Annotated in this window: 8 protein-coding genes; 6 read left to right on the forward strand and 2 right to left on the reverse strand. The window is 67.0% G+C overall.

Annotated elements, in window-relative coordinates; translation table 11 throughout:
- Positions 1-7 precede the first annotated feature (7 nt).
- Positions 8-1,225 carry a deoxyguanosinetriphosphate triphosphohydrolase gene (locus AC07WJ_RS30800; protein WP_494938542.1) on the reverse strand — a complete coding sequence of 406 codons (1,218 nt, stop codon included), beginning with the start codon at positions 1,223-1,225 and terminating at the stop codon, positions 8-10.
- A 131-nt stretch (positions 1,226-1,356) separates the two neighbouring features.
- On the opposite strand from AC07WJ_RS30800, the gene erpA reads away from it, so the two are divergent.
- On the forward strand, positions 1,357-1,686 hold the full coding sequence (gene erpA / locus AC07WJ_RS30805) for an iron-sulfur cluster insertion protein ErpA (protein WP_494938543.1): 330 nt from the start codon (positions 1,357-1,359) through the stop codon (positions 1,684-1,686).
- Between the two features lie 366 nt (positions 1,687-2,052).
- On the opposite strand, the gene AC07WJ_RS30810 is transcribed toward erpA, so the two are convergent.
- Positions 2,053-2,658 carry a pyridoxamine 5'-phosphate oxidase family protein gene (locus tag AC07WJ_RS30810; protein WP_494938544.1) on the reverse strand — a complete coding sequence of 202 codons (606 nt, stop codon included), beginning with the start codon at positions 2,656-2,658 and terminating at the stop codon, positions 2,053-2,055.
- Positions 2,659-2,744: 86 nt separating this feature from the next.
- On the opposite strand from AC07WJ_RS30810, the gene xth reads away from it, so the two are divergent.
- From xth to AC07WJ_RS30835, 5 genes are all read left to right on the forward strand, one after another.
- A complete protein-coding gene (gene xth, locus AC07WJ_RS30815) occupies positions 2,745-3,527 on the forward strand; it encodes an exodeoxyribonuclease III (protein WP_494938545.1) in 783 nt (260 codons plus the stop codon).
- 868 nt (positions 3,528-4,395) lie between these two features.
- On the forward strand, positions 4,396-5,661 hold the full coding sequence (locus AC07WJ_RS30820; protein ID WP_494938546.1) for an MdtA/MuxA family multidrug efflux RND transporter periplasmic adaptor subunit: 1,266 nt from the start codon (positions 4,396-4,398) through the stop codon (positions 5,659-5,661).
- 12 nt (positions 5,662-5,673) lie between these two features.
- The gene (locus AC07WJ_RS30825; protein ID WP_494938547.1) at positions 5,674-8,781 is read left to right on the forward strand and encodes an MdtB/MuxB family multidrug efflux RND transporter permease subunit; all 3,108 of its coding nucleotides are present in this window, start codon (positions 5,674-5,676) and stop codon (positions 8,779-8,781) included.
- A gap of 57 nt (positions 8,782-8,838) precedes the next feature.
- Positions 8,839-12,132: an efflux RND transporter permease subunit gene (locus AC07WJ_RS30830; protein ID WP_494938548.1), complete on the forward strand. Its 3,294-nt coding sequence runs from the start codon at positions 8,839-8,841 to the stop codon at positions 12,130-12,132.
- 228 nt (positions 12,133-12,360) lie between these two features.
- Positions 12,361-13,878 carry an efflux transporter outer membrane subunit gene (locus AC07WJ_RS30835; RefSeq protein WP_494938549.1) on the forward strand — a complete coding sequence of 506 codons (1,518 nt, stop codon included), beginning with the start codon at positions 12,361-12,363 and terminating at the stop codon, positions 13,876-13,878.
- The last annotated feature ends 236 nt before the right edge of the window (positions 13,879-14,114 follow it).

Consider the following 14,114-nt stretch of genomic DNA (forward strand, 5'->3'; position numbering starts at 1 on the left):
GCTGCGTCTAGCGTAGATCGGGAGTGTGAGCAAACAGGCGCCGGTGTTCGTCGAGCGCATAATGATCGGTCATGCCGGCAATATAGTCGGCGACGCGGCGCGCCCGCTTGGCCGCGTCGACCGTCTCCAGGCCCGCCGACCAGACCGGCGGCATGGCGACCGGATGGTCGAAAAAGGCGGTGAACAGGTCGCGCACCACCAATCCCGCCTCGTGCCGGATCGGCACGACACGCGCGTGCCGATAGACGCTCTTGAACAGGAAATCCTTGATGCCGCGGTCATAGGCCTGGATCGGCCCCGAGAACTGCACCAGCGTGCGGCCGCACTGCCTGATGTCGTCGACGCTTTCGGGTTTGACCTCGGCGATCGCCCGGGTCGCCTCGGTGATCACATCCTCGACCAGCCGGGTGATCACCCGGCGCGTCAGTTCGTTGATCTCGCGGGATTTTTCCAGGGTCGGATAACGCTGGCGGATCTCTTCGAGGAACCGGCCGGCGAGCGGAACCTCCGAGCCGAGGTCGTCGAGCGTGAACAGCCCGGCGCGCAGCCCGTCGTCGATATCGGCGGCGTCATAGGCGATATCGTCGGAAATGGCCGCTGCCTGGGCCTCGGCGCTGGCGTGGCTGGCAAGGTCGAGCGGCTGCAGCGCGTCATATTCGAGCAGGGCCACCGGCACGCCGCGGTCGCGATAGCGGGCGACCGGCGCACCGGCGGCTTCGAGCAGCGGGCCGTTATGCTTGACCAGCCCCTCGAGCGTCTCCCAGCACAGGTTCAGCCCGTCGAAGGCGGCATAGCGCCGTTCCAGCCGCGTGACGATCCTGAGCGACTGGGCATTGTGGTCGAAACCGCCATAGGGGCGCATGACGTCGTCGAGCGCGTCCTCGCCGGTATGGCCGAACGGCGTGTGGCCGAGGTCATGGGCGAGCGCCAGCGTCTCGGCCAGGTCCTCGTCGAGGCCGAGCGCGCGGGCGAGCGAGCGGGCGATCTGCGCCACCTCGATCGTATGGGTCAGCCGGGTGCGATAGTGGTCGCCTTCCGGGGCGACGAAGACCTGGGTCTTGTGCTTCAGCCGGCGAAACGCCGTCGTGTGGATGATGCGGTCGCGATCCCGGTGGAATTCGGTGCGCGTCGGCGACGCCGGCTCGTCGATCAGCCGGCCCCGGCTGGCGCGCGCGTCGCTGGCATAGGGGGCGAGCGGCGGGTAAAAATAACTCGCGACCGCCATGACCTGCCTCTTCACCACGCCCTGCGACATTGACCAGGGCCTTGGTCGCACATACCTATTGGACAGCGGCCTCGCAAGACGTAGCCGAATTTCAACGCCTGTGTTTCCGGCCTTGAACCGGGGAGACATTGATGTCCGATACCGTCACCGTCACGGAACGCGCCGCCCAGCGCATCGCCAAGATCCTCGTTACCGAACCTCCCGGCTCGATGCTGCGCATCTCGGTTGAGGGAGGCGGCTGCTCGGGCTTCCAGTACAAGTTCGATTTCACCACCGCCCGCAACGACGACGACCTGGTCATCGAAAAGGCCGGCGCCACCGTGCTGGTCGACGAAATCTCCCTGCCCTACATGGCCGGCACCGAGCTCGACTGGGTCGACGATCTCATCGGCTCGGCGTTCAAGCTGCAGAACCCCAATGCGACCGCCAATTGCGGCTGCGGCACCAGCTTCTCGGTTTGAGGCGAGGGACGGCGCGCCAGCGCCCGTAGGCATCTTTCAGGTGAGCCTGAAGACATCGCCCCTCGCGATTTCGCGCGGGAAGCACCACTCCTGACCTCTCCCCGGCGGGGAGAGGTCGGCGCGTAGCGCCGGGAGAGGGGGATTTGTAGCTTCAGAACAAGGCTTTACGCGTTTCGCATGGTGACATCTCGTCGAGCGCCTGGCCCCCTCTCCCGACCGCTCGCTACACTCGCGGTCGACCTCTCCCCGCCGGGGAGAGGCGTGGGCAGTGGTTCCGGCGCAAGCCTCGAAAGATGGAAAGATGCCGCATAGCTGCTGAAAAACGCAGATGTGCGAGATGCGGGCGAACCTGAGCCTTAGCGCCGCTCAGTACAGCGTCGCCTTCTGCCGCTCGGCCAGGCCCTTGTCGTAGTCCTGGCCGTCGAACGGCTCGTAGGCGCCCTTCAGCATTTGCCCGGCGCTCGGCAATTCGCCGCGCGCCCGGTGCTGGCCGGGATCCCACAGCTTCGACCGGTGCAGCGCCCGCGAACACTGGAAAAACACCGTGTCGATCGTGATCACCAGCGCGCTGCGCGGTGCCTTGCCGTCGACCGCATAACGCGCGAGCAGCTCCGGATCGACCGAGATCCGGGCCCGGCCATTGAGCCGCAGCGTGTCGTTGACGCCCGGCACCATGAACAGCAGCCCGACACGCGGGTCGCGCACCACGTTCTTCAGGCTGTCGACGCGGTTGTTGCCGCGCCGGTCCGGCATGACCAGGGTCTTGTCGTCGATCACGTCGACGAACCCCGGCGCGTCGCCGCGCGGCGTCGCATCGAGCCCCTCGGCACCGGCCGTCGCCAGCACGCAGAACGGCGAGGCGACGATGATGGCGCGGTATTCGGGCGTCAGGCGCGGCACTTCCTTGAGGATCGAGGCCTCGCCCGGCTCGCCGTAGAGGGCGGTCAGCGTTGCCTCGTCATCGATCCACATGATCATCTCCAGCCCGCGGTTGCACGCGACCGCGACCTTATTTCAGGTTCCGGCTAGACTGGCATCATCAGAATCGCGAGCCCGCCATGATCATCGCCACGTGGAACGTCAATTCCATCAAGATTCGCGTCGAAAACACGCTGACCTGGCTCAGGGAGCGCGATCCCGACATCGTCTGCCTGCAGGAATTGAAATGCGTCGACGAGGCTTTCCCGCGCGAGCCCTTCGAGGCCGCCGGCTATAATGTCGCGGTGCACGGCCAGAAGACCTATAACGGCGTCGCCATCCTGTCGAAACATCCGCTGGAGGACGTCACGCCGCGCCTGCCCGGCGACGACGGCGACGAACAGTCGCGCTACATCGAGGCGGTGATCTCGACGCCGAGCGGCGCCCTGCGCGTCGGCTCGATCTACCTGCCCAACGGCAACCCGCTCGGCACCGAGAAATTCCCCTACAAGATCGCCTGGATGAACCGGCTGATCGCCCATGCCCGCAACCGGCTGGAGCTCGAAGAGGCCTTCGTGCTCTGCGGCGACTACAACGTCATTCCCATGCCGGAAGACGCCAGGAACCCCAAGGACTGGGTCAATGACGCGCTGTTCCAGCCGGAAAGCCGCGGCAAGCTGCGCGAACTCGCGGCGCTCGGCTTCACAGATGCCATCCGCGCCTGCGACACCTCGCCCGGGCTCTATTCGTTCTGGGATTACCAGGCCGGCGCCTGGCAGCGGAACAACGGCATCCGCATCGACCATCTCATGCTGTCGCCGCTGGCCGCCGACCGGCTGGTCACCGCTGGCATCGACAAACATGTCCGCGCCTTCGAGAAGCCGAGCGACCACGTGCCGGTCTGGTGCGAACTGAAGCTTTAGGAGTGTGGCTGCCGCAGCTGTTGCGACGTAGCTGCTCTCGCATGTGAACCTCTACGTCACCCCCGGCCGAGGATGACGTAGAGCGTATGCCGGCAGCCCGCTGGCCGGCTCCGTACTCAAATCGCCCGAAACCACAACGACTTCCAGTCCGACCCGGACTCAGAATCAAAACCTGAGGATCCGTGCATGACGGCCCCTCGCCCCACGCACCCTGGCTCGGAACCGCCGGAATGGACAATCTCCCGTCGCGCGATGCTGCGCGGCCGAACCGCGGCAACGCTTCGCCGGCCTCCCCGGAGGACAGGCGCTCCGCCCTGGAGCGCATAGACCATCCATACATCGTGCCCATTGGCTGATTTCGAGTCCCCTCCTCCGCTCAACCCAGCGTCAGCCGTAATGGAACACAAGAACGCGCAAAGTCGAACACAAGAATGTGCTTGATGGAAACATCGGGAAACCTATAGGCCAACCAGGCCAAGACACGCCCAATCCAGCGCGAACGGGATAGCCGCAGTTACCCGCGCACGGCGATGGAACGGGGCCGGAACACGCGCGGCGCCGGACAATTATCCTTTTAAAATCAACATCGACAGAGAGTTTTCCGGTTCCCGGCATCGTCGCGCGACCGGCGCCGGCGCGAGCCTCGCCTGCCGGGCGGCCGGCCCCTTCTCGGCCAGCGGACGCGCCGCCGCCGGCGCCCATGGCGGCCCCAGAGGAAGGCTGTTCGCCTTGGAAACGGCCCTTTTTGTCTTATGTTTTGAATGGTCTCCTCGACGCCGCCACCCGATCTCCCGGGGCACCGCATGCGTCAAGAGGATTTCGGTCAGTGCAGTGCCGGCGCGAACATTGCCTCTTTGGTGGCGCGACCATGAACCAGCCAGTAAAGCCCCCGAAGGCGGCGCCTCCCGTCGAGGTTCCGCAGACCGCGAAGCGAAGGTCGCGCCTGCGCTTTCCCTATCTGTCGCTGCTGCTTCTGCTGATCCTGGCCGGCATCGTCTGGTGGGCGCGCCCGGACAGCACGGGCCGGCCGCCGGGCGCCGGCCGCAATGCCGCGACCGTGTCGATCGTCCCGGCGGTGGTCGGCACCGGCGATATCGGCATCAACCTCAATGCGCTGGGCACCGTCACCTCGCTGGCGACCATCACCATCAGGACGCAGATCAACGGGCAATTGATCCACATCGCCTTCAAGGAAGGGCAGGACGTCAAGAAGGGCGACCTGCTCGCCGAGATCGACGCACGCCCTTATGAAGCGGCGCTCGCCCAGGCGAGAGGCCAGCTGGCCCGCGACGAGGCGCTGCTCAAGGGCGCCCAGGTCGATCTCGCCCGCTATCGCGGCCTGGCGGCGCAGAACGCCGTGCAGCGCCAGACGCTCGACACCCAGGTCGCCCTCGTCGCCCAGGACGAGGGGACGGTGCTGGCCGACCGTGCCCTGGTCCGGGCTGCCGAGGTCAACCTGATCTATTGCCGCATCGTCTCGCCGGCGGATGGCCGGGTCGGCCTGCGCCAGGTCGACGAGGGCAATTACGTGACCCCGGGCGATGCCAACGGCATCGTGGTGATCACCCAGCTGCAGCCGATCAGCGTCCTGTTCACCTTGCCCGAGGACAACCTGCAGGCCATCTCGGCGCGGATGCGGGCCGGCGCCACCTTGCCCGCCAGCGCTCTCGACCGCAGCGGCGCGACCAGGATCGCCGATGGCGCGCTGCAGACCTTCGACAGCCAGATCGACCCGACGACCGGAACGATCAAGCTCAGGGCGCTGTTCGCCAACGAGGCGCGCACGCTCTATCCCAACCAGTTCGTCAATGTCCGGCTGCTGCTCGACACGCGCAAGGACGTCGTGGTGATGCCGACCGCCGCCGTCCAGCGTGGCGTGCCCGGCACCTTCGTCTATCTCGTCAATGCCGACAGCACCGTCTCGGTCCGCAAGGTCGAGCTCGGCGTGACCGAGGGCGAACGGGTCGAGGTCCGCGCCGGTCTCGCCGCCGGTGACCGCGTCGTCATCGACGGCGCCGACAAGCTGCGCGACGGCGCCAGGATCGACATTCGCACCGAAACCGGCGCTCCGGCCGCCACTCCCACTCCTACTCCCGGTCGCACGGGGCGGCGTCCGCAAGGCGGCCAGACATAGGCGGGCGAGATCATGAGCCCCTCACGGCCCTTCATCCTCAGACCGGTGGCGACGACGCTGCTGATGGCGGCGATCATGCTGTCCGGCATCCTCGCCTTCCGCTTCCTGCCGGTCGCAGCCCTGCCGGAGGTCGACTATCCGACCATCCAGGTCCAGACCTTCTATCCCGGCGCCAGCCCCGACGTGATGACCTCCTCGGTGACCGCGCCCCTGGAGGTGCAGTTCGGCCAGATGCCGAATCTCAGCCAGATGAGCTCGGTCAGTTCCGCCGGCGCCTCGGTCATCACCTTGCAGTTCGGCCTCGCCATTTCCCTCGACGTCGCCGAGCAGGAGGTGCAGGCCGCCATCAATGCCGCCGGCAACCTCTTGCCCACCGATCTGCCGGCGCCGCCGATCTACGCCAAGGTGAACCCGGCGGACGCGCCGATCCTGACGCTCGGCATCACCTCGGAAACCATGCCGCTGACCCAGGTCGAGGATGTCGTCGACATCCGCCTGGCGCAGAAGATCTCCCAGCTTCCCGGCGTCGGGCTGGTCAGCATCAGCGGCGGCCAGCGGCCGGCGGTGCGCATCCGCGCCGACATCCGCAAGCTCGCCGCCTATGGCCTGAATATCGACGACCTGCGCACCACGCTGGGCAATGCCAATATCAACACGCCCAAGGGCAATTTCGACGGGCCGATGCGGGCCTCGACGATCAACGCCAATGACCAGATCCGCGATGCCAGCGGCTACCGGTCGCTGATCGTGGCCTATCGCAACGGCGCGCCGATCCGGCTCAGCGATGTCGGCGACGTCGTCGACGGCGCCCAGAACGACAAGCTCGGCGCCTGGATGAACAAGGTGCCTGCGATCATCCTGAACATTCAACGGCAGCCCGGCGCCAATGTCATTTCGGTCGTCGACGGCATCAAGGCGCTACTGCCGCAATTGCAGGCCTCGCTGCCGAGTGCCATCGACGTGACCGTGCTGACCGACCGCACCGTGACCATCCGCGCCTCGGTGCGCGACGTGGAATATGAGCTCACGCTCGCCGTCATCCTGGTCGTGCTGGTGATCTTCGTCTTCCTGCGCAGCGCGCGGGCGACCCTGATCCCGAGCCTCTCCGTGCCGCTGTCGCTGGTCGGCACGCTCGGCGCCATGTACCTGTTCGGCTTCAGCCTCAACAATCTCTCGCTGATGGCGCTGACCATCGCCACCGGCTTCGTGGTCGACGACGCCATCGTCGTGATCGAGAACATCTCGCGCTACATCGAAGAGGGCGAAACGCCGCTCCAGGCCGCCCTGCGCGGCTCCGAACAGATCGGCTTCACCATCATTTCGCTGACGGTGTCGCTGATCGCCGTGCTGATCCCGCTGCTGTTCATGGGCGACGTGGTCGGCCGGCTGTTCCGCGAATTCGCCATCACGCTCTCGGTCACCATCCTGATCTCCGGCGTGGTGTCGCTGACCCTGGTGCCGATGGCCTGCGCCAAGCTGCTCAGGCCGGCGACCGAGGCCCGCGAGAACCTGCTGCAGCGGCTGAGCCGGGTGGGTTTCGACCGGCTGATCGCGGGCTACGGCCGCATGCTCAACTGGGTGCTCGACCGCCAGACCTTCGTGCTGTTCATCGCGCTCGGCACCTTCGCGCTGACCGGCTATCTCTATGTCGTCATTCCCAAGGGCTTCTTCCCCTTGCAGGACACCGGCGTCATCCAGGCGATCTCGGAGGCGCCGCAATCGGTCTCCTACGCCGCCATGGCGGCGCGCCAGCAGGAGCTCGCCGGCACCATTCTCGAGGATCCCGACGTCGAGAGCCTGTCCTCGTTCATCGGCGTCGACGGCACCAACACCACGCTCAACAACGGCCGGATCCTGATCAATCTCAAGCCCCACGACCAGCGTGGCTCCGATATCGCGACCGTCATGCAGCGCCTCAAGGACCGGACCGCCGGCCTGCCCGGCACCACCCTCTACATGCAGCCGGTGCAGGACCTCACCGTCGAGGGCACCGTCAGCCGCACGCAATACCAGTTCTCGCTGCAGGACGCCGATGCCGCGCAACTCGCCGAATGGACGCCGCGGCTGGTCGACAAGCTGCGCACGCTGCCGGAACTCACCGATGTCACCAGCGACATCGCCGCCCAGGGCCTTGCCGTCTTCGTCGATATCGACCGCGACCAGGCGGCCCGTTTCGGCATCACGCCCGCGACCATCGACAACGCGCTCTACGATTCCTTCGGCCAGCGCATCGTCTCGACCATCTTCACCAATTCCAACCAGTACCGGGTCATTCTCGAGGCCGATCCCGTGCTGCAAACCTCCTTGCAGACGCTGTCCTGGATCTACCTGCCCTCATCCGTCGGCGGCACGCCGGTGCCGCTCTCGGTCATGGCCAAGATCAGGGAGGGCGTCGCGCCGCTGCAGGTGACCCATCTCGGGCAGTTTCCGGCGACCACCATATCGTTCAACCTGGCGCCCGGCGCCGCGCTCGGCGGGGCCGTGACCGCGATCAGGCAGGCGCAGGCCGAGCTCGCCCTGCCGCCGAGCATCATCACCAGCTTCCAGGGCGCCGCGCTCGCCTTCCAGTCCTCGCTCGCCAACCAGGCCTTCCTGATCCTGGCCGCCATCGTCACCGTCTATATCGTGCTGGGCGTGCTCTATGAGAGCTTCATCCACCCGCTGACCATCCTCTCGACCTTGCCCTCGGCCGGTATCGGCGCGCTGCTGGCGCTGATGGCCGCCGGCCAGGACCTGACCATCGTCGCGATCATCGGCATCATCCTGCTGATCGGCATCGTCAAGAAGAACGCCATCATGATGATCGACTTCGCCCTCGATGCCGAACGCAACGAGGGCAAGTCGCCGCGCGAGGCGATCCACCAGGCCTGCCTGCTGCGCTTCCGGCCGATCCTGATGACCACCATGGCCGCCGTGCTGGGCGCCTTGCCCCTGATGCTCGGCACCGGCGCCGGCTCGGAGCTCAGGCATCCGCTCGGCATCTCCATCGTCGGCGGCCTGCTGCTCAGCCAGCTGCTGACGCTGTTCACCACCCCGGTCATCTATCTCTGGTTCGACCGCCTGGCCGTGCGCTTCGCCGGTCGTCCGGCGAGCCTCGGCCAGGTCCAGGACCCCAACTGAAGCGCGCGGAAACGCACCGAGACCTGCGTCGCATGGAACGATGAACCGAATGGACCCATGAGCCTCTCCAGCATCTTCATTCGCCGTCCGGTCGCCACCACGCTGCTGACCTTCGGGCTCGCGGCCGCCGGCGTCGTGGCGTTTTTCCAACTGCCGGTCTCGCCCCTGCCGGAGGTCGATTTTCCGACCATCTCGGTCCAGGCGACCTTGCCCGGCGGCAGTCCGCAGGACGTGGCGACAACGGTCGCCAGCCCGCTCGAGCGTCATCTCGGCCAGATCGCCGATGTCACCGAGATGACCTCGTCGAGCACGGTCGGATCGACCCGCATCACCCTGCAATTCGGCCTGAACCGCAACATCGACGGCGCCGCCCGCGACGTCCAGGCGGCGATCAACGCGGCGCGCGCCGACCTGCCGACCAGCCTCAGGTCCAACCCGACCTATCGCAAGGTCAATCCGGCCGACGCGCCGATCATGATCCTGACCCTGACCTCCGACACGCTGCTGCGCGGGCCGATGTATGACGCGGCTTCCACCGTGCTGGCGCAGAAGCTGTCGCAGGTCCAGGGCATCGGCGAAGTCGTGGTCGGCGGCAGCTCGCTGCCGGCGGTCAGGGTCGAGCTCATTCCGCAGGCGCTGTACAAATATGGCATCGGCCTGGAGGACGTGCGCGCGGCGATCGCCAGTGCCAATGCCCATAGCCCCAAGGGCGGCATCGACGTCGCCGACCGGCGCTATCAGATCTATGCCAACGACCAGGCCGACAGGGCCGCGCAATACCAGTCGCTGGTCGTCGCCTATCGCAACGGCGCGGTGGTGCGCCTGTCGGATGTCGGCACCGTCACCGATTCGGTGGAGAACCTGCGCAATGCCGGCCTCGCCAATGGCAAGCCGGCGGTCCTGATCGTGCTCTACCGGCAGCCCGGCGCCAACATCATCGGCACCGTCGACCGGGTCAAGGCGCTGCTGCCCCAACTGCGGGCTTCGGTATCGCCGGCCATCGACATCGCGGTGGCGGTCGATCGCTCGACCACCATCCGGACGTCGCTGCGCGACGTCGAGGTGACCTTGCTCATCGCTATCCTGCTGGTGATCATCGTGGTCTTCGCATTCCTGCGCAACGGCCGCGCCACGCTGATCCCTGTGGTGGCGGTGTCGGTCTCGCTGATCGCGACGTTCGCGGCCATGTATCTCATGGGCTACAGTCTCGACAATCTGTCGCTCATGGCGCTCACCGTGGCGACCGGCTTCGTCGTCGACGATGCCATCGTGGTGCTGGAGAACATCACGCGCCATATCGAGGGTGGCCTGTCGCCGATCCAGGCGGCGCTGCAGGGCGCCCAGGAGGTCGGCTTCACCGTGCTGTCGATGAGCGTCTCGCTCATCGCGGTCTTCATTCCCATCCTGCTGATGGGCGGCATTGTCGGCCGGCTGTTCCGCGAATTCGCCGTGACCATCTCGGTCGCCATCCTGATCTCGCTGGCGGTTTCGCTGGCAACCACGCCGATGATGTGCGCCGTGCTGCTGCGCGCCAAGGGCGAGCGGCCGCCGGGATGGCTCTATCGGGCGAGCGAGGGCTTCTTCGAGCGGATGCTGGCCGGCTACCGGCGCAGCCTGATCGTCGCGCTCAGCCATCCGCGCTCGGTCATGCTGATCCTGCTCGCCGTGCTCGGCCTCAATTTCTACCTCTACGACGTCATCCCCAAGGGCTTTTTTCCCCAGCAGGATACCGGCCGGCTGGTCGGCTCGATCCAGGCCGACCAGAGCATCTCGTTCCAGCTGATGCAGCAGAAGCTCAATCAGTTCGTCTCGATCGTCAAAGCCGACCCGGCGGTCGAGACCGTGGTCGGCTTCACCGGTGGCGGCCAGACCAATTCCGGCTTCGTCTTCGTGTCGCTGCGCGCGCTCGCCGAGCGCAAGATCTCCGCCGACCGCGTCATCGCCCGCCTGAGGCGGGACCTGGCCGTGGTGCCGGGCGCGACCCTCTTCCTCCAGGCGGTCCAGGACATCCGCGCCGGCGGCCGCGCCAGCAACGCGCAATATCAATATACCCTGCAGGGCGCGACCCTGGAGGAACTCAACGCGTGGACGCCGAAGATCCTGGCCGCGCTGCAGACCGCGCCCGGCCTGACCGACGTCAACAGCGACCAGCAGAACAAGGGCCTCGAATCCAACCTGGTCATCGACCGCGACGCCGCCGCGCGCCTCGGCATCACGGTCAGCCAGATCGACAACACGCTCTACGACGCCTTCGGCCAGCGCCAGGTCTCGACCATCTATGTCGCGCGCAACCAGTATCACGTGATCATGGAGGTCGCGCCGCGCTACTGGCAGAATCCGGCGACGCTGAACGACGTCTATATCAGCACCTCGGGCGGGTCCGTCGGCGGCTCGGCGGCGACCAATGCGGTCGCCGGCACGGTCAGCGCGGCGGGCCAGGCGAGCTCGGTCAACAGCGTCGCGGCCGATGCCGCGCGCAATCTCGCGACCAATTCGATCGGCGCCACCGGCCATGGCGCGGTGTCGACCGGCACCGCGGTGAGCACCGGCCAGGAGACGATGATCCCGCTCTCGGCCGTCGCCCATTTCACCCAGGGCGCGACGCCGCTCGCCGTCAATCACCAGGGCCTGCTCGCCGCGAATACGATCACATTCAATCTCGCGCCGGATACCTCGCTCGGCACGGCGGTGGCGGTGATCGACGCGACCATGAACCGGATCGGCGTGCCGGCAACCATTCACGGCAGCTTCCAGGGTACGGCGCGGGTGTTCCAGGACTCGCTCGGCAACCAGCCCTATCTGATCCTCGCGGCGCTGGTGACGATCTATATCGTCCTCGGCATGCTCTACGAGAGCACCTTTCACCCGCTGACGATCCTGTCGACCCTCCCCTCCGCCGGCGTCGGCGCGCTGCTGGCGCTGATGGCGTTCGGCACCGAATTCAGCATCATGGCGCTGATCGGGGTGATCCTGCTGATCGGCATCGTCAAGAAGAACGCCATCATGATGATCGATTTCGCCCTCGATGCGCAGCGCACGCGCGGGCTGTCGGCGCTCGATGCGATCTACGAGGCCGGCCTGCTGCGCTTCAGGCCGATCATGATGACGACCATGGCGGCCCTGCTCGGCGCGCTGCCGCTCGCCATTGGCCTCGGCGAAGGCAGCGAGCTGCGCCGGCCGCTCGGCATCTCGATCGTCGGCGGCCTGATCCTCAGCCAGATGCTGACGCTCTACACGACGCCGGTGATCTATATCTATGTCGAGCGGTTCCGCCTCTGGTGCCGCGGCCTGAGAACCGCCGGCGGCGCGGCACCGGCGCGCACCGATCCCGGGCTGCGCCCGGGCGAATAGCCGGCCGGTTCGCTCCGCGGCTCGGTGCCAGGCCCCGGCCCGCATGGTCCATGACACGTGGAATGGGCCGCCCGCGGCGCCTCGCCGCAGGAAGATGGGGACAACCCACGGCCCGTGCGGCCGCCCTCTGACGCCCCCGGCGCGCCCAGGCTAGCCTCGACGGCACTACGATTCTCTCGGATGTCGGGCATCGGGACGAGGACAGCCTGCAACGCGCCGGAGCATGCAATGAGTGACATTGCGTCGAAGCGGAGTTCTGGCGACGTTGCCGGCAGCGCCGGGTTTCGCATGGCATCCACCGCCTGCCTGCTGCTTGCCGGTGTCGCCCTGTCCGGCTGCATGCTGGGCACGGAGCGCCCTGACCCGACCCTCGACATTCCCGACCGGTACCGCGAAGCGCCCCGGACGCCCGGTCCGCCCGCGCCACCGTCGGAGACCTGGTGGCGCGGCTTTCGCTCGGCCGAATTGACCAGGCTGATGGAACTGGCGCCGAGCGGCAATTACGACATCGCGGTCGCCATGGCCCAGATCGTCCAGGCCGACGCGCAGGCGGGGGTGTCGCGGGCCCCGCTGTTTCCCTCGCTGACCGGCAACGGCAGCGCCGAGCGCGCACGCAGCGCGGCCACGTCGGGCTTCGGCCCCCAGACATTCTCGCAGTTCAACCTCGGCCTCACCGCCAGCTACATGGTCGACTTCTGGGGCAAGAACCGCGCCGCGTTCTACGCGGCCGAGGAAAACGCCATCGTTGCCCGCTATAATCGCGATGTCGTCACCCTCACGGCGCTGTCGACCGTCGCCAACACCTATTTCCAGATCCTGGCCGCGCAGGATCAGTTGCGCATCGCCCGCAGCAACGTGGCCGCCGCCGAGCGCATCCTGAACCTGATCAAGCTGCAATTCGCGGGGGGAACCGCGTCGCAGCTCGACGTGTCGCAGCAGGCGGCGCTGGTCGGCATCCAGCGCGCCACGATTCCACCGCTCGTGGTCACGTCTCGGCAGAACATGGCCGCCCTCGCCGTGCTGGTCGGACGCGCCCCGGAGCGTCTCCAGGTGCGCGGCGGCAGCATGAGCCAGATCGCGATCCCGCGCGTGACGCCGGGCCTGCCGTCGCAATTGCTCTACCACCGGCCCGATGTCCGCCAGGCCGAGGAGCAACTGGCCTCGTCCAATTTCAGTGTCGAGGTCGCGCGCGCGTCCTTCTTCCCGCAAATTCAGCTCACCGGCCAGACCGGCTATCAGAGCGGCGCATTGTCGTCATTGTTCGCGCCCGGCGCGTGGTATTACAGCATGATCGCCGGGCTGACCCAGCCGATCTTCGACGGCTATCTGCTGAAGAGCCAGCTGGAACAGGCCAAGGGCGTCCAGCTGCAAAACCTGCAGCTCTATCGCAAGGCGGTGATCTCGGCCTTCGCCGATGTCGACAAGGCCCTCATCGCCCTGCAGCAGACGACGTTGCAGGAGCGGCTGCAGGCCGATGTCGTCGCCAATTCGCGGCGCGCCTTCCAGGTCGCCGAAACGCAGCTGCGCGCCGGCACGGTCAACCTCATCACCGTGCTGCAGACCCAGCAGACCCTGTTCACCGCCGAAACGGCGCTGGCCCAGGTCCGGCTCGCGAAACTCCTGGCGGCGGTCAGCCTGTTCCAGGCCCTGGGCGGTGGCTGGACGATCGACGAGACCACGGCCCACCGCATCGCGATCAATGCCGGCCATGCCCCGGCCGCACCCCCACCGCCGGTGGCGCGATAAGGGTGCGTGCGGTGGTGGGGCGGTCGGGGCGCAGGCCATTCATCGGCAACCTCGCCCTCCTGTCCTCGCGCCGTGAACCACCACGTCGTCCCCGGCCGAGCGAAGCGAGGGGAAGGGGATCCAGGAGCCAACAGGCCGCGCCCTCAGCGCATGTGCAGCCGTGGTCTTGCGGCTTTGTCGGCAGGGCCCGGCAACCCCTGGATCCCCTTCCCCTCCTTCGCTTCGCTCAGTCGGCC

It is taken from the genome of Phreatobacter sp. GW821-FHT04C01, assembly GCF_059420385.1.

Bases quoted from the DNA above. Each gene is read 5' to 3' on its own strand.
- AC07WJ_RS30800 (WP_494938542.1), bottom strand. From the start codon at position 1,225: ATGGCGGTCGCGAGTTATTTTTACCCGCCGCTCGCCCCCTATGCCAGC.
- erpA (WP_494938543.1), top strand. From the start codon at position 1,357: ATGTCCGATACCGTCACCGTCACGGAACGCGCCGCCCAGCGCATCGCC.
- AC07WJ_RS30810 (WP_494938544.1), bottom strand. From the start codon at position 2,658: ATGTGGATCGATGACGAGGCAACGCTGACCGCCCTCTACGGCGAGCCG.
- xth (WP_494938545.1), top strand. From the start codon at position 2,745: ATGATCATCGCCACGTGGAACGTCAATTCCATCAAGATTCGCGTCGAA.
- AC07WJ_RS30820 (WP_494938546.1), top strand. From the start codon at position 4,396: ATGAACCAGCCAGTAAAGCCCCCGAAGGCGGCGCCTCCCGTCGAGGTT.
- AC07WJ_RS30825 (WP_494938547.1), top strand. From the start codon at position 5,674: ATGAGCCCCTCACGGCCCTTCATCCTCAGACCGGTGGCGACGACGCTG.
- AC07WJ_RS30830 (WP_494938548.1), top strand. From the start codon at position 8,839: ATGAGCCTCTCCAGCATCTTCATTCGCCGTCCGGTCGCCACCACGCTG.
- AC07WJ_RS30835 (WP_494938549.1), top strand. From the start codon at position 12,361: ATGAGTGACATTGCGTCGAAGCGGAGTTCTGGCGACGTTGCCGGCAGC.